The 24,940-nt window shown below is 67.2% G+C and carries 24 protein-coding genes; 14 read left to right on the forward strand and 10 right to left on the reverse strand.

Translation table 11 applies throughout. From position 1 onward, the window contains the following. The first annotated feature begins 1 nt into the window (after nucleotide 1). The 3 genes from Q8S30_RS02940 (at nucleotide 2) to Q8S30_RS02950 (ending at nucleotide 3,133) form a co-directional block, all read left to right on the forward strand. Nucleotides 2–862, forward strand: coding sequence for an alpha/beta fold hydrolase (locus Q8S30_RS02940; protein WP_305664542.1), 861 nt, complete (start codon nucleotides 2–4; stop codon nucleotides 860–862). 3 nt (nucleotides 863–865) lie between these two features. Further along, nucleotides 866–2,329: an aldehyde dehydrogenase gene (locus Q8S30_RS02945; protein ID WP_305664543.1), complete on the forward strand. Its 1,464-nt coding sequence runs from the start codon at nucleotides 866–868 to the stop codon at nucleotides 2,327–2,329. Nucleotides 2,330–2,440: 111 nt separating this feature from the next. After that, entirely contained in the window at nucleotides 2,441–3,133 is a 693-nt protein-coding gene (locus Q8S30_RS02950; RefSeq protein ID WP_305664544.1) for a GntR family transcriptional regulator, read from the forward strand. Here the strand turns inward: Q8S30_RS02950 and Q8S30_RS02955 are convergent. From Q8S30_RS02955 to Q8S30_RS02990, 8 genes are read right to left on the reverse strand one after another with little or no spacing between them, the layout of a single operon-like run. After that, nucleotides 3,130–3,507, reverse strand: a complete 378-nt coding sequence (locus Q8S30_RS02955) for a hypothetical protein (RefSeq protein ID WP_305664545.1) — start codon at nucleotides 3,505–3,507, stop codon at nucleotides 3,130–3,132. The two genes, Q8S30_RS02950 and Q8S30_RS02955, sit on opposite strands and share 4 nt — an antisense overlap. A 45-nt stretch (nucleotides 3,508–3,552) precedes the next feature. Continuing rightward, on the reverse strand, nucleotides 3,553–3,936 hold the full coding sequence (locus Q8S30_RS02960; protein ID WP_305664546.1) for a hypothetical protein: 384 nt from the start codon (nucleotides 3,934–3,936) through the stop codon (nucleotides 3,553–3,555). After that, nucleotides 3,933–4,331, reverse strand: coding sequence for a nuclear transport factor 2 family protein (locus Q8S30_RS02965; protein WP_305664547.1), 399 nt, complete (start codon nucleotides 4,329–4,331; stop codon nucleotides 3,933–3,935). Before Q8S30_RS02965 ends, Q8S30_RS02960 begins: the two co-directional genes overlap by 4 nt. Nucleotides 4,332–4,333: 2 nt before the next feature. Continuing rightward, nucleotides 4,334–5,806: a 4-hydroxyphenylacetate 3-hydroxylase N-terminal domain-containing protein gene (locus Q8S30_RS02970; RefSeq protein ID WP_305664548.1), complete on the reverse strand. Its 1,473-nt coding sequence runs from the start codon at nucleotides 5,804–5,806 to the stop codon at nucleotides 4,334–4,336. Nucleotides 5,807–5,815: 9 nt separating this feature from the next. Beyond that, nucleotides 5,816–6,751, reverse strand: a complete 936-nt coding sequence (locus Q8S30_RS02975; protein WP_305664549.1) for an ABC transporter permease — start codon at nucleotides 6,749–6,751, stop codon at nucleotides 5,816–5,818. 3 nt (nucleotides 6,752–6,754) lie between these two features. Next, nucleotides 6,755–7,831, reverse strand: a complete 1,077-nt coding sequence (locus Q8S30_RS02980) for an ABC transporter permease (protein WP_305664550.1) — start codon at nucleotides 7,829–7,831, stop codon at nucleotides 6,755–6,757. Continuing rightward, complete coding sequence (locus tag Q8S30_RS02985; protein ID WP_305664551.1) at nucleotides 7,828–9,390, reverse strand: ABC transporter ATP-binding protein; 1,563 nt, start codon at nucleotides 9,388–9,390, stop codon at nucleotides 7,828–7,830. Before Q8S30_RS02985 ends, Q8S30_RS02980 begins: the two co-directional genes overlap by 4 nt. Before the next feature lie 4 nt (nucleotides 9,391–9,394). Next, nucleotides 9,395–10,423: a BMP family protein gene (locus Q8S30_RS02990; RefSeq protein WP_305664552.1), complete on the reverse strand. Its 1,029-nt coding sequence runs from the start codon at nucleotides 10,421–10,423 to the stop codon at nucleotides 9,395–9,397. Nucleotides 10,424–10,772: 349 nt separating this feature from the next. Between Q8S30_RS02990 and Q8S30_RS02995 the strand changes: the two genes are divergently transcribed. Further along, nucleotides 10,773–11,408, forward strand: coding sequence for a FadR/GntR family transcriptional regulator (locus Q8S30_RS02995; protein ID WP_305664553.1), 636 nt, complete (start codon nucleotides 10,773–10,775; stop codon nucleotides 11,406–11,408). Between the two features lie 15 nt (nucleotides 11,409–11,423). On the opposite strand, the gene Q8S30_RS03000 is transcribed toward Q8S30_RS02995, so the two are convergent. Together Q8S30_RS03000 and Q8S30_RS03005 are read right to left on the reverse strand one after the other, a co-directional pair. Continuing rightward, complete coding sequence (locus Q8S30_RS03000) at nucleotides 11,424–11,936, reverse strand: flavin reductase family protein (protein WP_305664554.1); 513 nt, start codon at nucleotides 11,934–11,936, stop codon at nucleotides 11,424–11,426. A 13-nt stretch (nucleotides 11,937–11,949) separates the two neighbouring features. Next, nucleotides 11,950–12,603 (reverse strand): FadR/GntR family transcriptional regulator, encoded by a 654-nt coding sequence (locus Q8S30_RS03005; RefSeq protein ID WP_305664555.1) that lies wholly within the window; start codon nucleotides 12,601–12,603, stop codon nucleotides 11,950–11,952. Nucleotides 12,604–13,012: 409 nt separating this feature from the next. Here Q8S30_RS03005 and Q8S30_RS03010 point away from each other — a divergent pair, with 409 nt between their 5' ends. The 10 genes from Q8S30_RS03010 (at nucleotide 13,013) to Q8S30_RS03055 (ending at nucleotide 24,931) form a co-directional block, all read left to right on the forward strand. Then, complete coding sequence (locus tag Q8S30_RS03010; protein ID WP_305664556.1) at nucleotides 13,013–14,488, forward strand: 4-hydroxyphenylacetate 3-hydroxylase N-terminal domain-containing protein; 1,476 nt, start codon at nucleotides 13,013–13,015, stop codon at nucleotides 14,486–14,488. Nucleotides 14,489–14,499: 11 nt separating this feature from the next. Continuing rightward, nucleotides 14,500–15,534 (forward strand): leucyl aminopeptidase, encoded by a 1,035-nt coding sequence (locus Q8S30_RS03015; protein WP_305664557.1) that lies wholly within the window; start codon nucleotides 14,500–14,502, stop codon nucleotides 15,532–15,534. A gap of 14 nt (nucleotides 15,535–15,548) precedes the next feature. Next, complete coding sequence (locus Q8S30_RS03020; RefSeq protein ID WP_305664558.1) at nucleotides 15,549–16,466, forward strand: ABC transporter permease; 918 nt, start codon at nucleotides 15,549–15,551, stop codon at nucleotides 16,464–16,466. A 1-nt stretch (nucleotide 16,467) separates the two neighbouring features. Then, entirely contained in the window at nucleotides 16,468–18,462 is a 1,995-nt protein-coding gene (locus Q8S30_RS03025) for an ATP-binding cassette domain-containing protein (RefSeq protein ID WP_305664559.1), read from the forward strand. Nucleotides 18,463–18,538: 76 nt separating this feature from the next. Beyond that, nucleotides 18,539–19,606, forward strand: coding sequence for an extracellular solute-binding protein (locus Q8S30_RS03030; RefSeq protein ID WP_305664560.1), 1,068 nt, complete (start codon nucleotides 18,539–18,541; stop codon nucleotides 19,604–19,606). Between the two features lie 68 nt (nucleotides 19,607–19,674). Continuing rightward, nucleotides 19,675–20,337 carry an isochorismatase family protein gene (locus tag Q8S30_RS03035; protein WP_305664561.1) on the forward strand — a complete coding sequence of 221 codons (663 nt, stop codon included), beginning with the start codon at nucleotides 19,675–19,677 and terminating at the stop codon, nucleotides 20,335–20,337. Then, complete coding sequence (locus tag Q8S30_RS03040; RefSeq protein WP_305664562.1) at nucleotides 20,330–21,151, forward strand: hypothetical protein; 822 nt, start codon at nucleotides 20,330–20,332, stop codon at nucleotides 21,149–21,151. Before Q8S30_RS03035 ends, Q8S30_RS03040 begins: the two co-directional genes overlap by 8 nt. After that, nucleotides 21,148–22,563, forward strand: coding sequence for an amidase (locus Q8S30_RS03045; protein WP_305664563.1), 1,416 nt, complete (start codon nucleotides 21,148–21,150; stop codon nucleotides 22,561–22,563). The genes Q8S30_RS03040 and Q8S30_RS03045 overlap by 4 nt, the downstream gene beginning before the upstream one ends. Continuing rightward, a complete protein-coding gene (locus Q8S30_RS03050) occupies nucleotides 22,560–23,849 on the forward strand; it encodes an amidase (protein ID WP_305664564.1) in 1,290 nt (429 codons plus the stop codon). The genes Q8S30_RS03045 and Q8S30_RS03050 overlap by 4 nt, the downstream gene beginning before the upstream one ends. Then, complete coding sequence (locus Q8S30_RS03055) at nucleotides 23,846–24,931, forward strand: AbrB family transcriptional regulator (RefSeq protein ID WP_305664565.1); 1,086 nt, start codon at nucleotides 23,846–23,848, stop codon at nucleotides 24,929–24,931. The genes Q8S30_RS03050 and Q8S30_RS03055 overlap by 4 nt, the downstream gene beginning before the upstream one ends. The last annotated feature ends 9 nt before the right edge of the window (nucleotides 24,932–24,940 follow it).

Raw genomic sequence — 24,940 nt, forward strand, 5'->3', positions numbered from 1 at the left:
CGTGGCGCAGGACACAATGGTGCCGCCGTCGCTGCGGGGCGCCTTTGCGGAGCTTGGCACCGCCAAGCGCCGCCAGACGCGCCGCGGCACCGCCTATGTCCAGATGGGCGCTGGCGAGCCGCTGGTGCTGGTCCACGGCGTCGGGATGCGACTGGAGGCGTGGGCCCCGCAGATCGTGCATTTTGCCCGTAGCCACACCGTCATCGCGCTGGACATGCCCGGCCACGGGGACAGCGCGCCGCTGCCCATCGGCAGCAACCTGCGCGACTTCGTGGGCTGGTTCGGCGAGGTGCTGGACGATCTTGGGCTGGAAGCGGTGAATGTCGCTGGCCATTCCATGGGCGCCCTCATCGCCGGGGGCGCGGCCGCCAGCCTGCCGGACCGTATCCTGCGCGTCGCCTGCCTGAACGCCGCCCATTGCCGCAGCATGGCCGCCAAGCGCGCCGTCCTGGAACGCGCCGCTGCGATCTGGACCGAAGGCGTCGATCCCGACGGCCCCATCGGTCGCTGGTTCGACAGCTCGGAAGGCAGCCGGGAGGTCAGCTCTGTCGTGCATGGCTGGCTGGCGGGGGCCTCGGCCCAAAACTATGCCGTCACTTACACCGCCTTCGCCACGGGGGATGAGATCTATGCGGCTGCATGGCCCGGCGTCACGGCGCCAGCGCTGTTCCTGACCGGATCGGACGATCCCAACTCCACGCCAGAGATGTCGCGGCAGATGGCGGCGCTCGCCCCGCGCGGGCAGCTCGCGATCATCGAGGGGCACCGGCACATGGTCAATCTGACCGCCCCCGGCCCCGTGAACGCCGCGATGGAGGCATGGCTGGCCACTGCCTGCGCGATGCCAGCAGGGGCGAGGTAAACGATGAGACAATTCCAGCACTATATCGATGGCATGCTCTGCGACGGCCCGGCCGTCTTCCCCAGCATCGACCCGTCCAGCGGCGAGCCTTGGGCGTTGATGCCCGAAGCGCGCGAAGCCGACGTGGACCGGGCGGTCATGGCCGCGCACCGCGCCCTGCACGATGGCCCTTGGGCGACGATGACGGCGACGCAGCGCGGCAAGCTGCTGTACCGCCTTGCCGATCTGGTCACCCGGAATGCCCCGGCGCTGGCTGAGCTGGAAACCCGCGACACCGGCAAGATCATCCGCGAAACCTCTGCTCAGATCGCCTATGTGGCGGATTACTACCGCTATTACGCGGGCCTTGCCGACAAGATCGAAGGCGCGCATCTGCCCATCGACAAGCCCGACATGGAGGTCTGGCTGCGGCGAGAGCCGGTCGGCGTGGTGGCGATGATCGTGCCGTGGAACAGCCAGCTGTTCCTGTCGGCCGTCAAGCTGGGGCCCGCGCTTGCGGCGGGCTGCACGGCGGTGCTCAAGGCCTCGGAAGACGGCCCCGCGCCGCTGCTGGAATTTGCGCGGCTGGTGCAGGAGGCGGGGTTTCCGCCGGGCGTGGTCAACATCCTCACCGGGTTCGGCCCCAGTTGCGGCAGCGCGCTGGCGCGCCACCCCAAGGTCGCGCATATCGCCTTCACCGGCGGGCCCGAGTCGGCACGGCATATCGTGCGCGGATCGGCCGACAATCTGGCGACCACCTCGCTGGAGCTTGGCGGCAAATCCCCCTTCATCGTCTTCGCCGATGCCGATCTGGAAAGCGCCGCCAATGCGCAGGTGGCGGGTATCTTCGCCGCGGCAGGCCAAAGCTGCACCGCAGGATCGCGGCTGGTGGTGGACCGGCGGATAAAAGACCAATTTCTGGCGATGCTGAAGGCCAAGGCCGAAGCCATCCGGATCGGTGACCCCTCCGACATGGCGACCGAGATGGGGCCGCTGGCCACCGTCCGGCAGATCGCCCATGTCGGCGCGCTGATCGGCCGGGCGGTGGAGGCAGGGGCGCGGGTGGTCTGCGGCGGCAGCGCGCTGGACCGGCCGGGCTTCTATCACGCGCCGACCATTCTGGATTGCGACGGCGTCTCCTCGCCCTCGATGGTGGAGGAGTTCTTCGGCCCGGTGCTGTCGGTGGTGTCCTTCGAGACGGAGGCCGAGGCGCTGCGGATTGCCAACGACACCCCCTTCGGTCTGGCCTCGGGGGTCTTCACCAGCAACCTGCCGCGCGCCCACCGGATGATCCGCGGCATCCGGGCCGGGGTGGTCTGGGTCAATACCTACCGCGCCGTCTCTCCCATCGCACCCTTCGGCGGCAGCGGCCTGTCCGGTCAGGGGCGTGAGGGCGGCCTTGCCGCGGCGCTGGACTACACCCGTACCAAGACCGTCTGGCTGCGCACCTCGGACGACCCGATCCCGGACCCGTTCGTGATGCGGTAGAGGCCTGTTGCCGCACACCGAAAAACAGGGTGTCATTGCGCAGGATGCCGCTGTACTCGGTATCCCATATTATGCCTGCAAAGTGCGGGACAGGGTGGGCGAGGGTGACGGATGGACAGCAAGGCCGCGAAAACGGGCATGAAGGTCGAGCGACCGGCCAAGACCCTGCGGGAACTCGCCCTTGGCAACCTGCGCGAGGCGATCCTTGAGGGTGTCTTCAAGCCGGGGGATCGTCTGGTAGAGCGGGATCTCTGCGAGCAGCTCGGCGTCAGCCGCACCATCGTGCGCGAGGTTCTGCGCCATCTGGAATCCGAGGGGCTCGTCAGCACCCAGATCGGCAAGGGGCCGATCGTCGCCCCGCTCGATGCCGACATCGCGCAGCAGATCTATGAGGTGCGGGGGGCGCTGGAAGCCATGGCCGCGCGCCTTTGTGCCGAAAGCGACGATCCGACCATCGCACCTGCGCTCGATGCGGCGCTCGCCGGCATCCGCAAAGGCTATGCCACGGGCGATATGGGCCATGTGCTGACCAGCACGTCAGAGTTCTACCGGGTGCTCTTCAGCAAGGTGAACCGCCACGTCGCCTGGGACATCGTCAACATGCTGACGGTGCGGATCAACCACCTGCGGTCCATGACCATCAAGACCGACAAGCGCGATGTCGAAGGGCCCGCGCAGATGGCTGCCATTGTCGATGCGATCCGCGACCGGGACGGCGCCCGCGCCTACCGCGTGGCGACGGAGCATGTGGCGAGCGCAGCGGACATCGCCATGCAGATATTTGCGGATCGCGAGCAGACTTAGGCGGCAAGCGCCTTTGGTGCGCGCGGCGATCTGAGGCTGGCCTTCGCCAGACCCTGACTGCGCCGCACGCAGCTGGCCGCGTCTAAAGCCCTGCCTCGATCAGAATAACCGATGGAGCCGCCGCGGTTGTTGATCCAGTCATGCGGCCCGGCCCCGGCGCAGGCCGGGAACAGATGCACGCCGCTGGTGGTGGATTCGTGGACGATGATCGCATTCGCGGGCATGGCATGGGCGACGACCCCGGCCGGCGTTTTTGGCGTGATTGGGCCGGATTGGGGCGGGGCGACGTCCTCGGCCACCATGGTCCCGAGCGCGACGGCCAGACTCTGCAACAGCCCGTCCAGATCGGCCAGCGGCGGCGACAGGGTCAGCACCTCGGTCGCCTCGGGCGGCAGGACGTGGATCAGGCCTGAGCGGGCCTACTGCCTTCCGCAGTCCGGTTCAGGGCCGCCAACACGGCATGTGGCACGGTGCCCGCCCGCTTGCGCCATCCGGGCAAGGCCGCGGAAGTCGAGCCGCTGGCCGCTGGTCTGCAGGTCCGCCTCTGGCCCGCACAGTAGGCCCTCGACCGCCATCTCCACACCCTCCTTGCTGAGGATCGAGACGGTCTCGCTGATGGCGTCGAACCGGAAGGGCACCGACAGCCCGCCACCCGGCGACGGGGGGACGCGCAGCACATACCAATGCGCCAGCGTCACCTCGCAGACGGTGCCGGGCGGGCCCTCGATGCTGACGGGGGCCGGGACCGGGGCCGCCGAGGCCGCGCCCCCCATCAGCATCAGCGCGAGGGCGGCGCGGATCATGCGGCGACCTGCGCCTTGAAATCGTCCATGTCCCAGAAGTCGGTCGTCTGCACGATCCGCCCCTCGGCGATCTCGAACAGATGCACCCCGTGCAGCGCGATCTTCTGCCCGCGCGCCTGCATCGGGCCAAGGTCGCGGGTCATCACCCCATGCATCACATAGGGCACCACCACCTTTGCCCCGGCCCGTACCGGCCGCGAGGTCTCAAAACGCAGCCCGTCCAGCATCCCCAGAAAGCCGCGAAGTCCCTTCAGCAGCGCCTCGTGCCCCTGCCGCGCCTGCCCCGAGGCTGCCTCGACATGCGCCCCATCCTCGGCATAGAGCGCCACCGCCGCCTCTGCCTGCCCGGTATTGTAGGCGCGGTAGAAGTCGTCGATCAGATCCTGATAAGCCAAGATCAGACCCCGGCCAGCTTGCGCGCCAGCTTCACATGCTCGGACCTGTCATATTCGTTGAACAGCCGCGTCCGCAGCATCGGTGCCGCGCCGGCGTTGACATTTTCGAACAGCGCCACCCGCCCGGCATGGCTGGAGGTGGTCAGGTCCCAGATGAAGTTCATCACCCGCTCCTTCTCCATCCCGGTCACGCCATGGCCGGGCAGCAGCTCCTGCAGGTGGTGGCCGATATCGGGGCTGAGGAAGGCCTTGCGGCCGAAGCGCATCACAAGGCCCTGGCCGCACAGCTCTTGCAGGGTGTGGATGATGTTGGGGTAGTGCTGGATCGAATACATCCGCCCGGCCGTCAGCAGCGGGATATCGGGGGCCATCACGCCATTCTCGGTCGGCTTCGCCTGCGCCTCGGCGGCAAGGACGAAGGCGCGCAGGGTCTGGGCATATTGGATGAGGTCGGCCACCAGCTGCTGCACCGGGCCGATCTTGCCCGTTCCCAGCACATCCAGCACCAGCTGCGCGGTGCCCACGAACAGCTCTGCCTTGACCATCAGCCGGGTCAGGATGTGCCAATGCGCCCAGTTGCAGGTCTTGCCATACATCGTCACCAGTTCGGGATCGCCCAGATTGAAGATCCGTTCCTTCGGCACGAAGACATTGTCGAAGATGCACAGCTGGTCCGCCTCCTCGCCCTTGTGGTTCAGCGGGTGGTCGAACGGGTCGGCGCCCGGGTTCGACAGGCATTCGCGGCTGACCAGCATCAGCCCTTCGGTCGCCATCGGGATCGAGCCCCAGATGCAGCTTTCGGGCGGCGTGCCCTCATAGGCGAGGTTGGTGAAGAACAGCTCGTTGGTCTGCGCGGCGATGGAGCCCACAGATTTCGCGCCCGAGATATAGACGCCGTCCTTGGTGGCCTTCTTCACCCGCAGCAAGGACGCCGCCTGCGCGAGGGGTTGCGATCGGTCATTCTGCGGCCCGGTCAGGCTTTCGGCGCAGGTGATGTTGTTCAGGCGGCCATGCTCCATATACCGCTCGATGTTCTCGGCGAAGTCGGGCTGGCATTCGGCAAAGGCCGAGGCGCGGCCCTTGAAGGTGGGCAGGAACGCCCAGAGGCCCATGGCGATGGACGGGCCCAGATCCGGTGGGCGGCCATAGGTGCCGGCGGTCTTCTTTGACGTGTATTCGATCATCTTGCGGCGGGCGACCAGCTCTTCGGCGCTCATCGGTGCCTGCCAGGACCGGGTGACGATCTTGCCGAGCTTGGGTTCGTAATAGGTCGTCGCCTCGGCATGTTCCTCGGTGAACTGGTCGTCGAACATCTCGGCCAGCGTGTCGATCCCGGCGGCAAGATGCGGCGCCTCGAACACATCGCCCAGAAGCTCGCCATCCAGCCAGACCTTGCGGCCGTCCTTCAGCGAGGCCTTGTATTCGGCGCCGGTGCGCAGCTGCTTTTCTGGCATCATCGTGCTCATCTCGTTCATGGGGAACTCCTAGCGTTGGCCGCGGTGGTAGGGCTGCCCGAGCGCGCGGGGGAGCCGGGCGTTGCGTCCGAAGAGGACAAGCACGGCCATCACCGCAAGGAAGGGCAGCATCTGGATGAAATCGGTGGGCACCTCGATGCCGCCGACCTGCAAGGCGGTGGTGGCGGAAAGGCAGAACCCGAACAGCAGCGCCCCGCCGACAACCCAGAGCGGGCGGTCGCGGGCCAGCATGGCAAGGACGATGGCAATGTATCCGGCGCCGCCGGTCATGTGCGGCACGAAGATGCCCGACCCGATGACGGCCATGTATGCGCCGCCAAGCCCGGCCATCGCGCCCGCCACCATCACCGCCACGCTGCGGGTGCGGGTCACGTCGATCCCGGCGGCATCGAGCGCGTCGGGCTTCTCCCCCGCCGAGGCGAGGTTGAGGCCCAGGAAGGTCTGGCGGTAGACGAAGGCGAAGACCAGCGCCACGAACAGCCCCGCCCAGGTGGCCGGATGATGGGTGAAAAGGCCCGGGCCAAGGACCGGGATCTGCGATAGGCCGGGCAGCGCGATTTTCTCGGCCGCGTCCAGCCGCGGATAGGTGCGCGAATACCAGGCGTTGTGCATCAGCGAGGTGACGCCGGTGGCCCCCAGCGTGATGGCAATGCCGACGATGATCTGGTTCATGCCCTGCCGCACGCAGAAAAGCACCATGATCACCGACACCGCCGCGCCAACCAGCCCCCCCGCCAGCATCCCGCCCCAAACGCCAAGGCCCGCCAGCGTGGCGGCAAAGCCCGCCAGCGCGCCGGCCATCATCATCCCCTCCAGCCCGATATTCATCACCCCGGCGCGTTCGGACATCTGCTCTCCCAGCCCCGCAAGGATCAGCGGCAGGGCGGAGATGATCGCGCCGGTCAGCAGCGCGGCAAGGAAGGGCTCATTGAAGATCGGCGGCATCGGTCAGACCTTCTTGGCACGAAGACGCTCGCCCGCATATTCGGACAGCGCGAGGAACAGGAGGAGGAAGCCCACAAGGACCAGGGTGAAATCCTGCGGTACGCCAAGGCGCGTGGCGGCAGAGGCAGATCCAATCTGCAGGACGGAAAAGGCAAAGACGAAGACGATCACCGCCCAGCCATTCATCCGCGCCAGAAACACCAGCGGCACCACGGCAAAGCCGTAGCCCGGATGCCAGCTGGCCTGCATCTTGCCTAGAACGCCCGTCAGCTCGACCGCGCCCGCCAGCCCGCCAAGTGCGCCGGACAGGCACAGTACCGACAGCGTCAGCTTCGGCACGCCAAGCCCTGCATGGGTGGCCGCCGCTGGGTTCAGGCCAAGGATGCGGAAGCGCAGGCCGGTCGCACTGCGCATCATCAGAGTATGCGCGGCGATGACGAGGCCGAGGGCGATGAAGATCCCGATATTGATGTCGGTACCCGCCAGCAGCGGCAGCCGGTCCTCCACCGGCAGGGTCAGCGTCTGCGGCTCCAGCGAGGCCGGGTCCTTCAGCCACAGCTTGATGGCGGCGGCGGTCAGGGATGCCGCAATCAGCGACATCATCAGGCCCGAGATCACCTCGTTGATCCCCGCCCGGGCGCGCAGCAGGGCGGGGGGCAGCGCCCAGAGCGCGCCCGCGACGGCGCCCGCCAGCATCGCCAGCGGCAGCGCGACGATGGACGGGAACGCGCCCGCCAGCAGCGGCGCGGTGGCCCCTGCCGTCAGCGTGCCAAGCAGGTACTGCCCGTCGATGCCCAGATTCCACAGGCCAGAGCGGAAGCTGACGATCAGCGCCCCGCCAAGGATCAGCAGCGGCACCATGTTCACCACCGTCGCCTGCAGCCCGCGCCAGCGCAGCAGCCCGCGCTGGACCACGTAGCTGTAGTATTCGATGGGGTCAGAGCCCAGAACCAGCAGCACCAGCCCCGCCGCCACCAGCGCAGCCATCACGGGAAGCAGCGCCAGCCCCAGCGGCAGAAGGAAGCCGAAGCGCGGTGCGGCGGGCGTGGCCCCGGTGATGAATTCGGTAGATTCGGTCATGCCGCCTCTCGCTCTGTGATGCCGGCCATCAGGCGGCCCACTTCCAGCCGCGCCTCGGGGCCGTTCTCGACGATGCCCACCAGCCTGCCGCGGACCATCACCCCGATCCGGTCGGACAGTGCGAGCACTTCGCCAAGGTCGGTGGAGATGAGAACGGTCGCCACGCCCGCCTCAGCCGTCTCGCGGATGCGGCGGCGGGTGGCCTCGATATTGCGCAGGTCAAGCCCGTGGGTGGGCTTGGAATAGACGATCACCTTGGGGCTGCCCGACAGCTCGCGCGCCAGCAGAACCTTCTGGATATTGCCGCCCGACAGGCGGCCAACCGGCGTGTGGATGCCGGGGGCGCGCACGTCATGGGCGGCGAAGAGCGCGCTGGCATGGGCGTCAATCGCCGCGCGCCGCTCGATCCCGCGGCGCCAGAAGGGCGCGGCGCCGATTTCCTTCAGCACCATGTTGGTCGAGATCGGTAGCTTTCCGACCATGCCCTCGCCATTCCGGTCATCGGTCGCGTAGCGCAGGCCAAGCTGGTAGCGCAGCGCCACGTTGGCGGGGCCAAGCTCGCGCCCATCCAGCACGACGGATCCGGTGGCCGCGATCTGCCCGGCCAGCGCCTCGGCCAGCGGGGTCTGGCCGTTGCCATCGACGCCGGCGATGCCGAAGATCTCGCCCTTGCGGACATGGAAGGACACATCCTCGAAGCTGGAACCCGAGCGGGGCGAGCGGCCGGACAGGCCCACGACCTCCAGCATCTTCGTGTTAGGCAGGGCCCGGGGAACATGTGCACCGCCTTCGGCAGCCTCGGCAGAGGCAAGGCCGGTGCCGAACATCAGCCGCACCACCTCTGCCATCGCGTCCGCCCGGGGCAGGGCGGTCAGCGTCTCGGGGGCGATCCCGCCGACCGACCGGCCACCGCGCAGCACGGAGACCCGGTCGCCGAAATCAAGTGCCTCGGTCAGGTGGTGGGTGATGAAGACGATGCCGATGCCAAGCGCCTTCATCCGCCCCATCATCGCGCCCAGTTCCTCGACACCCTTGGGCGACAGCATCGCCGTGGGCTCGTCCAGCACCAGCAGCCGCCCGCCGCGCCACAGCGCCCGGATGATCTCTACCTGCTGCTGCTCTCCCAGCGACAGGTTTTCCACCCGCGCATCAGGATCGACCGAGACGCCGAAGGCCGCCGCCGCCTCGCGGAAGCGCGCCCGGACACCGCCAAGCGCCGGGCGCCGCCACCAGGGCGCGCCCAGCATCAGGTTTTCCGCCACCGTCAGCGTCGGCACCAGCATCCGGTGCTGATAGACCGTGCCGATCCCCAGCGACAGCGCGTGCCTGGGCGAGGCGATGGCCACCGCCGCGCCGTCCACCGCGATCTCTCCCTCATCCGGGCGCTGCACGCCCGCAAGCATGGAAATCAGCGTGGACTTGCCCGCGCCATTTTCGCCAAGCAGGGCATGAACCTCGCCCGGGAAGAAATCGAGCGAGACCCGGTCATTGGCGATCACGCCGGGAAACCGCTTGGTGACCTCGCGGAGCGACACGACAGGGGAGGGCGCGGCGGTCATCGGCTTACTCGGCCGCGGCGACCGTCGTGGACATCATCGCCCGCGTCGCCGCCGGTTCCAGTACCAGATCCACGGTGATCTCACCGGCCATGATCTGCGCCTTCACCGCCTCCAGTTCTGCCCAGATCTCTGCCGGGATATGGTCCGTCTGCAGCAGCCGCTGGCTGCCATCCTCCAGCGCCAGCGCATAGGTGGTGGTGCCGAAGACATCGGCGCGCACATCCTCGACCATCTGGGTGAAGACCGGGGCCATGTCCCAGATCACCGAGGACAGCAGGTGGCCCTTGTCGATCGAGGTCTTGTCGCCGATCACGTCGATGAACCAGACCTTCTCGCCCGAGGGCGGCGTCACCGTCTCCACCGCTTGGATCATGCCGAAGGATGACCCGTTACCCTGCCCGAAGATGATGTCGGCATTGGAGGCGATGACGCTTTCCGTCACCCGCCGGGCGCCGGCCACATCGGCATAGGCCGCCGGCCCGATGATCGCATAGCGTAGCTCGATCTCCGGCGACACGGCGCGCACGCCCTGGGCGAAGCCGGCCGATTGCGCATTCCAGTTCGGGCTTTCCGAGGAGACGACGATGCCAAGCACCTTGGTCTTGGTCATCTTCGCAGCCAGCACGCCGGCCAGATAGGCGCCCTTCTCGGCGGTCAGGTTGTAGTTGGCGACCAGCGGCGGTTCCGACGGGTTGCCCGTGACCATGTGGACGCCCATCTCCTTGGCGACCTCGATGGCCTCGGTCGAATAGCCCGAGGCATGGGCGATGATCAACTGCGCCCCATCCTCGGCCAGTTCGCGCAAGGTCGGGCGCACGTTGCCGTAGCCAAGCCCTTGGGCGATGATCGCCTCGGTGCCGGTTGCCTCGGCGGCGGCTTCCAGCCCTTCGATGCCCTGCTGGTTCCAGCCAAAGTCGGTGCCCTGTTCGGGCGTGACGATGGCAATGGTGTCCACATCGGCCGCGAGGGCCGGGGGCAGGGTTACCGCAAGAAGGGCAAGCGCGGCAGAGGAGGAGCGGAGCAGGCTGAGCATGTCTGGATTTCCCTGGGTGATGACACGAGCGATCTTCGGATGCCGCTCTCGTTGTTCCCAAAGCACCGCTTCCTGCCGACCGTCGTCAATGGTTATGAAAACCACAGAATTGGTTTAGATGTTGGTTGAAGGCTGCCCTAGGGCGTTGCGCATAGATTTCATGCGCCGGCCGCGATCAAATTGTGATAATTGCGCATATCAATGATGGCACCGACGCGACGCCGCACCCGAGTCGTGGGCCCAACCAGTTGTTAGTGGTTGAATCCCTGGCCCGACCCATGCCAAGGGGACACGTAGAACGGGAGTTGGGTGTGGGGGAGAGACGTTGAGTAAGGGTGCTGATCAGACTGTGCGATTCGCGGATAAGGATGGTGACGATCTTGCCCCGGTGACGGAGGCGATCTTGCGCATTCAGGCGCAGGACGGATCGCTGCCGGCAGAACGCGCGCTTGCGGACAGGCTGAACATCAAGCGGCACCTGCTGCGCCGGGCACTTCTGGCGCTGCGGGACCGCGGCGCGCTGCCGACCCCGCTGCCGCGCCCGCGGCGCCCGCAACCGACCACGGGCGGGGCAGGGGGCATCGCGCGCGACACCAACCCTGTAGAGGTGATGGAACTGCGCCTGATGGTCGAGCCGCCGCTGGCGCGGCTGGCCGCGGTGCGTGCCACGCCCAACCAGATCGCACAGATGCGCGCGCTGATCGAGGGCGGCGTGCGGCAGGGCGGCTCGGCGGCCGATCTGCACCGGATGATCGCGGCGGCATCCGGCAATGCGCTGGCGCGCGTCATCCATGACATGATCCGCACCATCGACCATGAGGTCCGGGAAAGCGTTCATGCCGCGAACCTGCGCCCCGCCAATGACGCGGACGAGCATCGCGCCATCGTCGAGGCCATCGCCGGGCGCGACCCCGAGGCCGCAGAGGCGGCGATGCGCGTTCACCTGACCTCGATCCACCGGGTGCTGTCGGCGATCCTTGGCTGACCCGGCGCCGCGCCCTCAGGCCCGCAGCTCTGCCGGATAGGCGAAGCTGCCGGCCGAGTAGATCAGGCTGCGGCTATCGTCATTGCGGACCATGCCCATGACGCGCCCGATCAGGATCGCATGGGTGGGGCTGTCATGTTCCCGCTCCAGCTCGCAATCGAACACCGCCAGCGCGTCCATCAGCACCGGCGCGCCGGTTGCCAGCGTCTGCCAATCGCCCTCGGCGAAGCGATCCGCGCCGTAAACCTTTGTGCGGCCTGCAAAACGCTCGGCGACATGGCTTTGCGCGTCGGTCAGGAAGTTCGCGCTGAAACATCCGGTCTCGCGGATCAGCGGCAGCGCTGCCGAGGCCAGGTTCACGCAGGCGAGGATCATCGGTGGCGTGTCGGACAGCGAGCAGACGGCCGAGGCGGTCAGCCCGCCCCGCGCGGCGCCGCTGCCCGCCGCCAGAACGGTCACTGAGGTGGCCGGCAGCCGCATCGCGGCCCGGAAGCTGATTGCGTCGGGCGGGGGAAGCAGTCTGGTCACGTCCGGGTCTCCGTCATTTCACGGCATAGCGCGCGGGGTCGGCGCCGCCGTTCAGCCATTGCAGGATCGCGGTCAGGTGCAGCCGCATCGCGTCTTCCGCCTCTGCGGCGTGCCGCGCGCGGATCGCCTCGACCAGCATTTCGTGGTGCCGCCAGCCGGTTTCGGCGGTGAAGGCCGGAAAGCGCGAGCGAAAGCCCGGATCGCGCGTCACGTCCATCACCTGATCGATCAGATGCAGGGCCAGCGCATTGTGGCTGGCGATGGCGATGGCGCGGTGGAAGGCGATGTCGAGCTCCAGATCGAACACCGTCGGTTCCGACCGCTGATGGGCGGCCTTGATCGCATCGAGTTCGGCCGCGGTGCCGCGCACCGCTGCCAGCCGCGCAATCTCGGGTTCCAGCGACAGACGTACCTCCCACAGCTCGGCCGGGCTGGTCAGGTCGATAATGCCGCCCGCACCGACCGAACGGCGCTTGCCGCGGTTGCGGGGCCGGCTGGCGGGGATTTCTTCGTTCTGGCGCAGGCCATCCAACGCCTTGCGCAGCACATAGCGGTTCACGCCAAGCCTGTCCGCAAGGTCGCGCTCTGCCGGCAGCCGCCCCCCGGCGGCCAGCGCGCGGATCTGCGCGGCGATCTCGGTGATCATGTCCTGACCGTCACTGCTCATGCTGCCGAACGTCCCGTGCCTATGGCGAGCAGTGTCGCCGCTTGATCCATCCTTCAACCAATCCTCACCCACACCGCAAACCAAAAGACGGCAGCGCGCCGGATTTGGTTGGTTGGCGGCTACCTCTGCATTGGTTGACGCCTTGGTTCACTGCATTTTCTGCAGTTGCAGAGGCGATAATGATTTATTTGAGGCAGATATTTAACTGATTAAGTCATTAATTCACAGTTTGTTGCGAGAATTTCCTCAGCTTGGTGCTGCCCTTTCAGCCCCCGAGCCTCTCGCATCTGCAAAAACTCTCCGCTTTTTCTCAACTGGCAACCAGACCTATGGTTGCGGCAACAGGTTCGGTTTGGTTGAGGCGAATCGCCACGCCATCCGGACCATGGGATCAGACGGAAGGACCACCATGAACAGCATCGCCCTCGGGACGAAACCCGCCCATGCGCTGAAGACCGGCGCCGAGTTCAAGGCCTCGCTCGACGATGGCCGCCAGCTTTGGGTGAACGGCAAGAAGCTTGCCAAGGTCACCGACGAACCGGCGCTGGAGGCGGGCATCGACCTGATGGCCTCGATGTTCGACGACCAGTTCGACCCGGCCTTCGAAGAGGCGACCACGACGTTGGACCCCAAGACCGGGCTGCGCGTCGGGCGGTCCTGGCAGGTGCCGCAGACTGCCGAGGACATCAAAGGCCGCCGCGCCATGATGGAATACACCTCGCTGAAGACCGTGGGCACCTTTGGCCGTCCGGTGGATCTGGGCCCGACGCTGGCGGTGGGCATCCTCGCACATCTGCACATGTTCAACGGGTTCAAATCCGCCTTCGACGGCTGCCAGCCCGACTTTGCCGAGAACGTGCAGCGCTATGTCGAGGAGGGCCGCCTCAACTCGATCACCTGCGCCGAAAGCCTGACCGGGCCGCAGAATGACCGCTCCTCGCCGCTGGCGCAGGCCGCGTCGCTGCTGCGGGTGAAGTCGGTGGAAAAGAACGGGGTCCGCATCTCGGGCGCGAAGTCGGTCGGCTCCATCGCGGCGCAGACCAACGAGATCTTCTTCTCGAACCTCGGCTATCCGGGCACGCCCGCCGAAGCCTGCGTCTGGGGCGCGGTGCCGATCAATTCCGAAGGCATCAAGCTTGTCTCGCGCGAGATGCTGTCGAACCCGGGCGCCGACCCGTTTGACCACCCGCTGACCCACAAGGGCGAAGAGGCCGACCAGCTGGTGATCTTCGACAACGTCTTCGTGCCGAAGGAGCGGATCTTCAACCTCGGGTCTGAACATGGCCTCGCCATTTCCGGCAAGGCGACGATCTTCGCGCATTGGCATGTGCTGACCCGGCTGAAGGTGAAGTCGGAAATCTTCGTCGGCTGCGCGCAGATGGTCACGGAAATCCTCGGCACCGACACGATCCCCGCCGTCCGCTCCATGCTGGCCGAGATCATCGAATACAACCGCACGCTTGAAGCCTTCGTGATCGCCGCCGAGGCGGGCGCCTTCGTCAACGAAAGCGGCGTGATGGTGCCCGACGTGATGATGCTGACGACTGGCCGACTCTACGCGATCCGCAACTACCCCCACATCATCCATGTGCTTCAGGAAATGTGCGGCCAGGGCCTGGTGATGCGCTTTGGCAAGGCCGCGTTCGAGAACCCGGATATCGGCCACCACCTGATCGAACTGCTGCCCGGCAAGGGCGTCAGCGGGATGCACAAGGAACGGCTGATGAACTTCATCTGGGATCTGACCTGCTCATCGCTCGCGGGCCGCGTGGCCCTGTTCGAGAACGTGAACGCAAGCCCGGCGCCGCGGATGCGCGAACGCCTTGTCGCCGAATTCGACCGCTCGGACCTTGTTGCCAAGGCCCGGGACGCGGCCGGCCTTTGAGGGAGACGCCGATGCCCAGCCAAGTGGAAATGGTGAAGCTGTTCACGGAACAGCTGAAGCTGTGCAAGATGCAGCCGCATGAGACGGTGATCATCCTGTGCGAGGATGATATCCGCGTCGATTATGCGCAGGCCTTCATGCTGGCGGCGCAGGGGCTGGGGGCGACGCCCTTCCAGATCACCCTGCCGCTGCGGGCCAAGCGAACCGACAAGCAGACCACCGGCAAGAACGCCCTTGCCGGCAACCGCCCGGCCATCGAGGCGCTGAAGAAGGCCGACCTGATCGTCGATGTGATGGGCACCCTCTTCTCGCCCGAGCAAGATGAGATCACCGCCGCCGGCGCGCGGATGCTGTTCGTGCGCGAGCCCTTCGACATCCTCGCGCAGAACTTCCCGAACGAGGACCTGCGCCGCCGGATCGAGTTTGGAGAGAGCCTGCTGAAGAAGGCCGAGGTGCTGCGCATCTGGTCCGACGCCGGTACCGACTGCACCTTCGAGATGGGCGGCTACCGGGTGATGACCCAGTATGGCTATACCGACACGCCCGGCCGCTGGGACCATATGGGCACCGGCCAGGTGCTGAGCCAGGCCCATGATGGCCGCGTGAACGGCAAGGTCGTCATCATGCCGGGCGATACCGTCACCGCCTTCCAGCGGATGGTCGAAACCCCGGTGACGCTGACGATTACGGATGGGTTCGTGACGGATATTGCCGGCACCGGCATGGATGCGGCGCTGCTGTCCGACTACATGGAAAGCTTCCGCGACCCGCGCGCCTATGCAATCAGCCATATCGGTTGGGGCCTTCTGGATACCGCGACCTGGTATCACCGCGCCATCACCCGCACCCGCCCGGCGGAGATCAGCGTCAACTCGCTGTCCTATTACGGCAACGTGCTGTTCTCCACCGGACCCAACACCGAGCTGGGGGGCAAGAACGACACGATGTGCCACATGGATATCCCGCTGCGGAAAACCTCGCTCTCGCTCGACGGGGTGACGATCGTGGACAAGGGCCGCATCGCCATCCCCGAAATGGCTGTCTAGGGAAGGGCGGGGGCATGGCGCAGATCGAGGTTGCAGACGGGGTGGGGCGGCTGAAGCCCTCGGGTTCGCCCCAGACCACCGCATGGGACCTACAGCGGCGGCGGCTGACGCTGTCGCTGATGGCCCTGCCGCTGGCGGCGATGGTACTGCTGTTCATCGCGCCGATCCTCGTGCTGGTCTGGATGAGCTTTGGTGGCGGATCGGCGGACGCCGCCCCCTTCGCCGGATATCAGGCGCTGCTGCAGCCGGTCTATCTGCGGCTTCTGGGCTTCACCTTGCAGCTCGCGCTGACCACGACGCTGATCTGCGCGCTGCTGGCCTATCCGATCGCCTATCTGATGGTGAACATTGAATCGCGGTTCAACCAGTGGATGGCCATCACCCTCTTCATCGCGCTGTGGCTCAGCTTTCTGGCGCGGACCTTCAGCTGGATCATCATCCTGCAACGCCGGGGGGTGGTGAACAACTTCCTCGTCGGCACCGGGATCACCGATCAGCCGCTGGAACTCGTCTACAACAAACTGGGCGTCTATATCGGGATGGTCCACATCCTGCTGCCCTTCATGGTCATCACCCTGATCCCGGCGATGAAGGCGATCGACCCGGCCTATGTGCGCGCCGCGTTGTCGCTGGGGGCGACCCCTGCGAAGGTGTTCCGCCAGATCTACCTGCCGCTGTCGCTGCCGGGGCTGGTGGCGGGGTCGATGCTGGTCTTCACGCTTGCCTTCGGCTTTTTCATCACCCCGGCGATCCTGGGCGGCGGGCGGGCGCCGACCATCGTTCTGGCGATCCGCGACCAGATCCAGCAGCTGGGGAACCTGCAACTGGCGGCCGCCACCTCGATGGTGCTGCTGGTGATCTGCCTCGGGCTGCTGGTCGCGTATGACCGGGTGTCGGGCGTCGACAAGCTCTATGACAGAGGGGGGCGCTAGGATGGAGCTTCTGGCAAAAGGTTGGACCCTGACCGCGCTCAAGGTCTATGGCTGGGTGATCCTTGCCCTGCTGGCCGCGCCCGTGCTGCTGCTGGTGCCGATCTCGTTCGGGCAGGGGCAGGCGATCACCTTCCCGCCCAAGCACCTATCGTTCGAATGGTATACAGAGTTGGTGGACGATCCCCGCTGGGGCCGCACCGCCTGGCTGTCCTTGCAGGTGGCGGCGCTGGCGACGGTCATTGCCACGATCATCGGAACCGCCGCCGCCATCGGCATCGCCCGCGTGGCGAACCCCAAGCTGGCGAAGGTGCTGAAGATGTTCTTCATCGCGCCGATGATCGTTCCCTTGATGGTCATTGGCGTCGGGCTCTACATCGTCTTTGCGAAACTCGGTCTGCTCGGCGCCGTCTGGCCACTGGCCTTTGCCCATGCCATCGTCGTGCTGCCCTTCGTGGTGATGCCTGTGATGTCGCGGCTGACCTCGCTGGACCCGGCGTTTGAACGGGCCTCGGCCTCGCTTGGTGCGGGGCAATGGTGGACGCTGGTCTTCGTCACGCTGCCGTTGCTGGCCCCCGCGATCATCGCCGCCGCCGTCTTCGCCTTCGTCTTCTCGTTTGACGAGGTGGTGCTGGCCCAGCTTCTGGCCGGCCCGCGGTTTGAGACCCTGCCGCGCAAGATCTATGAAAGCCTGACGCAGGACGGGCTCGACAAGACCATCACCTCCATCGCCTCGCTTCAGCTGTATCTGGTGCTGGCGGGCTTGGGGCTCCACGCCCTTTGGCGCCGCCGCAAGACCCGCCGGGTGGCGCGGTCGCTGTCGGCCGCCGCCTCGGCCGAAAAGCTGCAGCCGGATCTGACGGGCCTGCCAGAAGCCCCGCCCGCCCTCGTGCCCCTGCCCGGAAAGGCGCCCGCCATGAAAGATGTCTCCACGCTCTTCCCCGCTCCGGCCGAACAACGCGGCTTCGGCATCCAGTTCCAGCGGCTGACCAAGTTCTACGGCGACAAGGCAGCGGTCGAGGAAGCCGATTTCACGGTGCAGCCCGGTGAGTTTGTCACGATCCTCGGCCCCTCGGGGTCCGGCAAGACGACGCTGTTGATGCTGATCGCCGGCTTCATCTCTCCCGATGCCGGGCGGCTGGTGCTGGGGGACCGCGATATCAGCCGCGTGCCGCCGCATCAGCGCGACATCGGCGTGGTGTTCCAGTCCTACGCGCTGTTCCCGCATATGACCGTGGCGCAGAACGTCGCCTATCCGCTGAAGGCCCGCGGCATCGCCCGGGCCGAGCAGGAGCGGCTGGTGACATGGGCGCTGGACCGGGTGCACATGGGCCAATACGCGGACCGGCGCATCCCGCAGCTGTCGGGCGGCCAGCAACAGCGCATCGCGCTGGCCCGGGCCATCGCCTTCAGCCCCCGCGCGCTGCTGATGGATGAGCCGCTGTCGGCGCTCGACCGCAACCTGCGGGTGGAAATGCAGCGCGAGATACGCTCGTTGCAGCGCGAGCTTGGCCAGACGGTGATCTTCGTCACCCATGATCAGGACGAGGCGCTGAACATGTCCGACCGCGTGGCGGTGATGAACGAGGGGCGCATCCAGCAGGTGGCGACGCCCAAGGATCTGTACCTGTCGCCGGTCAACAGCTTCGTTGCTGATTTCTTCGGCGAATCCAACCTGTTCCGCGGCGTTGCTCATGCAGATACCCTTTCGCTTGGCGGCTCCGCGCTGCCGCTTCCCGCGCGGAAGTCCGGCGCCGCAGTGCTGTGCGTGCGCCCCGAGGTGGTGCGGCTTGACGATCCCCTCGCGCCGGACTGGGCCTTTGACGGGGTCGTCACCGATGCCCGTTTCCTTGGCTCGTTGCTGCGCATGGAGTTTGCCACGCCCTTCGGCCCGATGGTGGTGACGCGCCAGACCGACGGGCTTTCCGCCGCGCCCGTTGTCGGCGACCGCCGCAAGATTTCCTGGGTGCCTGCCATGAGCCATGTGATGGCGACCTGACGGGCCCCGACACTCCCAATTCACCGACGAGGCCAGAGCAACCGGCCCGCATCACCCGACAGGAGAGAAGGACACCATGTTTAAAGCACGCATGGCGCTCGCCGCGGCGACCGCCCTTACCATCGCACTCCCCGCCCTCGCGCAGGACGCGCCCGAAGCCTTCAAGGGCTCGGGCACGCTGATCGTCAACAACTGGGGCGGCCCCACGGTCGAGAAGATGCACGATGCCTGGTATGGCGACTTCCCCGCCGCCACTGGCATCGACATCGCCTTCACCTCGGTCCCCGATGTCGCCAAGCTGCAGATCATGGCGCAGGTCGGCAATATCGAATGGGACATGGTGGACTTCGAGGGCAACCAGATGCTCATGGCCATGAAAGAGGGCCTGCTGGAGCCGATCGACTATGACCTGCTGTATTCGCTGGTGCCCAAGGAGAATCTCGACGCCGCGGTGCTGACCGAATACGGCGTGGGCTCTGTCGCCTTCTCGACCGTCATCGCCTGGAACACCGAGCTGTTCCCCGAAGGCGGCCCCAAGGACTGGGTCGAGTTCTTCGACACCGACAAGTTTCCCGGCCGCCGCGCGCTCTATGCCAACCCCAAGCCCGCGCTGGAAATTGCGATGCTGGCGGCGGGCAAGGCGCCCAACACCCTCTATCCGATGGATATCGACGAGGCCTTTGCCGCGCTGGATGCCATTGGCCCGAAGGTCGACCTTTGGGTCGAGAAAACCTCGCAATGGGATGTGCTGATCCAGAACAGCGAGGTTGACCTGATGGGCTCCTCGCTGGCGCGGACGATGGCGCAGATCCAGGCGGGCGAGCCCTATGCGCTGACCTACAATCAGTCGATCTCCGAGCAGTCCTACTGGACCATCCCCAAGGGCGCGCCGAATGTGGCAGACGCGCAGAAGCTGGTCGCGTGGACGGTGCGCGAGGAGGGCGCGAAGAAGGCGCTGGAGCTGCTGCCCTATTACGGGATGACCAATATCGCGGTCTATGACGACCTCGCGCCAGAGCTGAAGTCCGAACTGCCCGGCGCGCCCGAGAATGCCGCGACCGCGCACAAGATCGACGCGCAGTGGTGGTTCGACAATGGCGCCGAGGTCCGCACCCGCTGGCTCGACTGGCTCAGCCAGCAGTGACCCCGGCCTGATCGCAGATTACCACGGCCTGCACCCTGCCGGCCGTGGTCCCCGACCTGGAGCCTGATATGGAACTGTCCAACCTGACCGCACGGCAGATGTTCGAAAACCTCGCCGCGAACCCCGCCCGCAAGCCCTATGGCTTTGGCACAAGGCCGATGCTGATCAACGTCGATCTGCAATGCGCCTATACCCAGCCCGGCACCTATGTGACGGCTTATGAGACTGACCCGAGGCAGGCCGAGTACGTCAACCGCCTCGCCACCTATACGCGCAAGCTGGGGATGCCGGTGATCTGGACCTATGTGGCCTTCTCGACCTCGGGCGATGATTGCGGAGTGTTCGGCACAAGGGCGGATGACCCCGACGCGCTGAAGAACATCAAGATCGGGTCGGACCGCGCGGCGCTGGACCCGCGGCTGGAGATCGGGGCCGAGGATGTGGTGCTGAACAAGAAGATGCCCTCGGCCTTCTTTGAAACGCATATCGACAGCCTCGCCCGCTTTCACAAGGTGGATACGGTCATCGTCACCGGCGGCTCTACCTCGGGATGCGTGCGGGCGACGGTGGTCGATGCGCTCTCGCGCAGCTTCCGCACCATCGTGCCCATCGAATGTGTGGCGGACCTGCATGAAAGCCCGCATTTCGCCAACCTCTACGACATGCACAAGAAATACGCCGACTGCATCCCGGTGCAGGAGGTCTTCGACTGGTTCGACAGCCTTGCGTGATCTTGCCGGCCTTCTTGCCCCGCGGCCCTTCGTGACGGATGGCACCCAGCCGCCGCCCACGGGCCTGCGCGGCGGGGTGATGCTGCTTGGCAGCTTTGATGGGATGCACCGCGGCCATGCGGCGCTGGTCGCCGCCGGGCGGGTCGAGGCGGCACGGCGCGGGGCGCCGCTGGCCATCTTGCAATGTGACCCGCATCCGCGGGCGCATTTCGCCGGCCCCTCGCGCTTTCGCATCAGCCCCGGCCTCGCGCAGGCGGCGCTGATCGCCGAGGCCGGGATCGACCTGATCTATGCTCCGCGCTTCGATGCAGCCTTTGCCGCGACGCAGGCCGAGCAGTTCGTGACCGACCTTTTGCTGGCGCGCCTGCAGATCGGCGGGGTCATCGTCGGGAGTGATTTCCGCTTTGGCTGCAGCCGCAAGGGCGACCCCGGGCTGCTGCGCGCGCTTGGCGCCCGCCACGGCTTTTCGGTGACCGTGGTCGCGGACGAGGTGGAGGGGGGCGCCCGCGTGTCCTCGACCGCGATCCGTAGCGCGATAGTCGCCGGGCGGCTGGACGAGGCGCAGCGCCTTCTGGGCCATGTCTGGACAACCCATATCCAGCGCAGCGCTTCTGGCTGGCGCTTTACCGAGGACCAGATCCTGCCGCCGCCGGGCCTTTGGCCGGTGACGGCGCTGGATGGCAATGGCCGCCCGCTCACCCCCGCCCGCCTGGCGCTTGGGCCAGACTGCAACGCCCGCGCCGAGTTGCCTTCCCAGACCGCCTTGCTTGCCTGGCACGCCCCGGCCACGATCCCCACCGGAGACACAGAATGACCGATTACGACACGCTCGATGCGCTTGCGATGGCCGATCTGGTGCGGCGCCACGAGGTCGCGCCGGATCATTTCGTGCAAGAGGCGGCGGCCCGCGTGGCGGTGCTGAACCCCGTGCTGAACGCCGTCGTGCATGACTTCGCGCCCATGGACGCGCCGGTGGAGGGCGCCTTTGCCGGTGTGCCGCTGTGGCTGAAGGATACCGGCGTTGCCATCGCGGGCGAGCCGATCACCTCGGGCACGCGGCTGCATGAAGGGGTCAGGGCGCTGACCGACAGCACGGTCGGTACGCGGATGCGCAGGGCCGGCTTCGTCTTCATGGGTCGCACCAACACGCCGGAACTTGCGCTGTCCTTCACCACCGAGGGCGCGCATTTCGGCCCCGCCCGCAACCCCTGGGATATGGAGCGCACCCCCGGCGGATCCTCTGGCGGCGCGGCGGCGTTGGTGGCCGCGCGGGCGGTGCCGCTGACGCAGGCGTCGGACGGCGCAGGATCGATCCGCGTTCCTTGCGCCCATACCGGCACCTTCGGCTTCAAACCTTCGCGCCTGCGCAACCCCGCTGGCCCCGCCGTGGCCGAAGGCATGGCGGGGATGGCGACGCTGCACGGCATCTCGCGCACTGTCCGCGACAGTGCGGCGCTGCTCGACGTGACCCACGGGCCGGACCGGGGCGACCCCTGGGCCTGCCCGGCACCGTCAGGCAGCTTCCTCGCCGCGGTTTCGGCCCCGCCTGGCAAGCTGCGCATCGGGATGCAGCTGGAAGGGCCCGACGGTTTTCCGCTGGCGCCAGACGTGGTTGCCGCCACCACCGCCGCGGCCCGGCTGCTGATCGACCTTGGGCATGAGATCGAGCTGGCGACACCCGCCTATGACAATTCTGCCCTGCGCGAGGCGTGGTTCGTGATCGCCGCGGTGAATGTGGCGCGGGGGGTGAAGGGCTTCGCGCGGGCCAAGGGGCTTGCCGATCCGCTGTCGCTGCTGGAGCCGGTGAATGCCGAATGGGTGCGCCGCGCAGCGGGGATTTCGGGCGAGGATTACCTTGGCGCCCTGCAAACGCTTCACGCCACTTCGCGGGCGATGGGGGCGTTCTTCGACCAGTATGATATCTACCTTTCGCCCGTCGCCGCCGAGGTCGCCCCGAAGTTGGGCGAGCTTGCGGGCGCGGGAAAGGGGCCCGAGGAGTTTTTCCACCGCTTCTGGGCCCATGCCCCGCTGACCGCCGTGTTCAACGCCTCGGGCTGCCCGGCGATGAGCGTGCCGCTGCACTGGACCGCCGCGGGCCTGCCGGTCGGCGTGCATTTCGGCGCCGCGTTCGGCGCGGATGAGCGGCTGTTCTCTCTCGCGGGTCAGCTCGAGGCCGCACGGCCCTGGGCTGCCCGCCGACCGGCGCTGGAGGCGCTTTCCTCGTGACCCCATTCAACCCGAAGACCGCCACCGCCCGCGGGATCGCTGCTGCGGTGCGCAGCGGCAGCCTTGCGCCCGAAACCGTCGCCGAGGCCTATCTGGACCGTATCGCCGCGGTGGAGCCCAGCCTTCACGCCTTTGCCTGGCTCGATCCGGCCCATGTGCGGGCCGAGGCCGCGACCCGGTGCGGCGGGTTGCTGGCCGGCGTTCCGATCGGGATCAAGGACGTGCTCGACACCGGCGACATGCCAACGGAATACGGCTCGCGCGCTTACCCAGGCGTGCGCCCGGCGCGGGATGCCGGCGCCGTTCATATCGTGCGGCAGGCGGGGGCCTTTGCCATCGGCAAGACCGTCACCACCGAATTCGCCACCGCCGCCCCGGGCGCGACCGTCAACCCCTTCGACAACGCCCGCACCCCCGGCGGGTCGTCCTCCGGCTCTGCGGCGGGGCTTGGCGCCGCGCTGTTCCCGCTGGCCTTTGGTACGCAAACCTCTGGCTCCACCGTGCGCCCGGCCTCGTTCTGCGGGGTCGTGGGCTACAAGGCGAGCCCGCATCTGATCGACAGGACCGGGGTAAAGCCGCTCTCTGAAACCCTCGACGTGGTGGGCTTAATGGCACGCGACACCCGCGATTGCGCGCTGCTGGCGGCCACCGCCATGCGCCGCCCGGAGCTTGTGCCGACCGAAGAGGCGATAGACCTGCCAGCCATCGGCCTCTTTGCCCCCGATGAGGCTGACGCCCCCTCGGCCCAATCCCTTGCCGTGCTGGACCGCGTGGCGGGCCTTGTCGCGCGGCCGGGGGCGCGCCCGATACCCGCATGGTGGGACGGGCTTGGCGCCGCGCAAAGCGACGTCTTCGCCTGGGAGGCCTCTGCCTGCCTTGGGCCGGAACGCGATCTGCACTGGGATCTGCTGCACCCCGCTACCCACGCCTTCCTTGGCCGCCATGACGGCATCACCCGCGATCACTGGCTGGCCGGCATCGCGGCGCGGGACGCGGCCCTGCGCGACCTGGATGCACTGTTTGGCGATTGCGACATGCTGATCACCCAATCTGCGCCTGGCGAGGCGCCGCTGGGGCTCGGCTCCACGGGGCAGGCGGCCTACAATATCCGCTGGACGCTGCTCGGAACGCCCTCGCTGTCCATCCCCGCCGGGCTGGGGCCCAATGGCATGCCCATCGGCATCCAGCTCGTCGCCCGGCCCGGAGAGGATGCGCGCCTGCTGGCCGCGGCCGCCGCGGTCGAGGATGCGCTGCGCGGCGCCGGTCTGGTGGCACGGCCGGAATGAGCGCAGTGCATTCGTCCGGGCTGGGGCGCTGGCCCCAAGCCGTCCAATGGCTGCTGCTGCTTGGCGGCGGCATCGTGCTGGCGCGGGGGATGGAGCTTGCCCATGTTCCGGCCGCGTTGCTGCTGGGTCCGCTGATCTGGGGCGCGGCGCTTGCCATGCGCGGCACCACCGTGCGCATCGGCCGTCTGCCGCATCTGTTCGGGCAGGCCATCGCCGGCACGCTGATCGCCAACAACCTTGATCCGCAGGTGCTGACCCAAACGTTGGATCTGTGGCCGGTGGTCATGCTGTTTGTGGTGCTGACCCTCGTGCTGGCCTGCGCGGTCGGCCTTGGCGCGGCAAAGGTCTCGGGGCTCGACCGCGAGGTGACCGTCTGGGGCTTCCTGCCCGGCATGGCGGGCACGATGATCGCGCTGGCCCATGAACGCGGGATCGACAGCCGGATGGTGGCCTTCATCCAGATCCTGCGGCTGCTGATGGTGATTGGCGCCATGGTCACGGTTGGGGCGGTGCTTGTCGGCCCGGCGGTTCCGCATGGCGCAGGCGCGTCGCCGCCCGATCTGGCCTCCACGCTGTGGGTGCTTGCACTCTGCGCCCTTGGGGTTGCGGTGGCGCGGCTGTTGCCGATGGTGCCGGCGGGGGCCTCGCTGGTGCCGCTGTTCATTGGCGGGGCGCTGTGTGTGAACGGCGTCAACCTTGCCTCGCCGCATTGGTTGATCGCCTTTGGCTATCTGATGCTGGGGGCGCAGGTCGGGCTGCGCTTCACGCCCGAGATGATCCGCACCGGCGCCCGTGCGCTGCCGATGCTGGTGCTGGCCGTGGTTGCGCTGCTGCTACTGTGCGGGGCGACCGGGGCGCTGCTTTCTGTCGTTGCGGGGGTGGATCTGATGAGCGCGATGCTGGCCACCGTGCCCGGCTCCATCGACTCCATCGCGCTGATCGCGCTGTCCACCGGCAGCGACATCTCGTTCATCATGACGCTGCAGACGGTCAGGCTGTTCGCGGTGGTGCTGCTGGGGCCACCGCTGGCGCGCTGGATCCTTCACCTCGCGCAGCGGATGAGCCGCCCGGGCACCGGCTGAAGGACTGCC

It is taken from the genome of Frigidibacter sp., assembly GCF_030695035.1.
Taxonomy (GTDB): Bacteria; Pseudomonadota; Alphaproteobacteria; order Rhodobacterales; family Rhodobacteraceae; genus Frigidibacter.

Bases quoted from the DNA above. Each gene is read 5' to 3' on its own strand.
- Q8S30_RS03015 (WP_305664557.1), top strand. From the start codon at position 14,500: ATGCCCAGCCAAGTGGAAATGGTGAAGCTGTTCACGGAACAGCTGAAG.
- Q8S30_RS02990 (WP_305664552.1), bottom strand. From the start codon at position 10,423: ATGCTCAGCCTGCTCCGCTCCTCCTCTGCCGCGCTTGCCCTTCTTGCG.
- Q8S30_RS03020 (WP_305664558.1), top strand. From the start codon at position 15,549: ATGGCGCAGATCGAGGTTGCAGACGGGGTGGGGCGGCTGAAGCCCTCG.
- Q8S30_RS03055 (WP_305664565.1), top strand. From the start codon at position 23,846: ATGAGCGCAGTGCATTCGTCCGGGCTGGGGCGCTGGCCCCAAGCCGTC.
- Q8S30_RS02945 (WP_305664543.1), top strand. From the start codon at position 866: ATGAGACAATTCCAGCACTATATCGATGGCATGCTCTGCGACGGCCCG.
- Q8S30_RS02970 (WP_305664548.1), bottom strand. From the start codon at position 5,806: ATGAACGAGATGAGCACGATGATGCCAGAAAAGCAGCTGCGCACCGGC.
- Q8S30_RS03025 (WP_305664559.1), top strand. From the start codon at position 16,468: ATGGAGCTTCTGGCAAAAGGTTGGACCCTGACCGCGCTCAAGGTCTAT.
- Q8S30_RS02975 (WP_305664549.1), bottom strand. From the start codon at position 6,751: ATGCCGCCGATCTTCAATGAGCCCTTCCTTGCCGCGCTGCTGACCGGC.
- Q8S30_RS02985 (WP_305664551.1), bottom strand. From the start codon at position 9,390: ATGACCGCCGCGCCCTCCCCTGTCGTGTCGCTCCGCGAGGTCACCAAG.
- Q8S30_RS03005 (WP_305664555.1), bottom strand. From the start codon at position 12,603: ATGAGCAGTGACGGTCAGGACATGATCACCGAGATCGCCGCGCAGATC.
- Q8S30_RS03045 (WP_305664563.1), top strand. From the start codon at position 21,148: ATGACCGATTACGACACGCTCGATGCGCTTGCGATGGCCGATCTGGTG.
- Q8S30_RS03010 (WP_305664556.1), top strand. From the start codon at position 13,013: ATGAACAGCATCGCCCTCGGGACGAAACCCGCCCATGCGCTGAAGACC.
- Q8S30_RS02960 (WP_305664546.1), bottom strand. From the start codon at position 3,936: ATGATCCGCGCCGCCCTCGCGCTGATGCTGATGGGGGGCGCGGCCTCG.
- Q8S30_RS03030 (WP_305664560.1), top strand. From the start codon at position 18,539: ATGTTTAAAGCACGCATGGCGCTCGCCGCGGCGACCGCCCTTACCATC.
- Q8S30_RS02950 (WP_305664544.1), top strand. From the start codon at position 2,441: ATGGACAGCAAGGCCGCGAAAACGGGCATGAAGGTCGAGCGACCGGCC.
- Q8S30_RS03035 (WP_305664561.1), top strand. From the start codon at position 19,675: ATGGAACTGTCCAACCTGACCGCACGGCAGATGTTCGAAAACCTCGCC.
- Q8S30_RS02980 (WP_305664550.1), bottom strand. From the start codon at position 7,831: ATGACCGAATCTACCGAATTCATCACCGGGGCCACGCCCGCCGCACCG.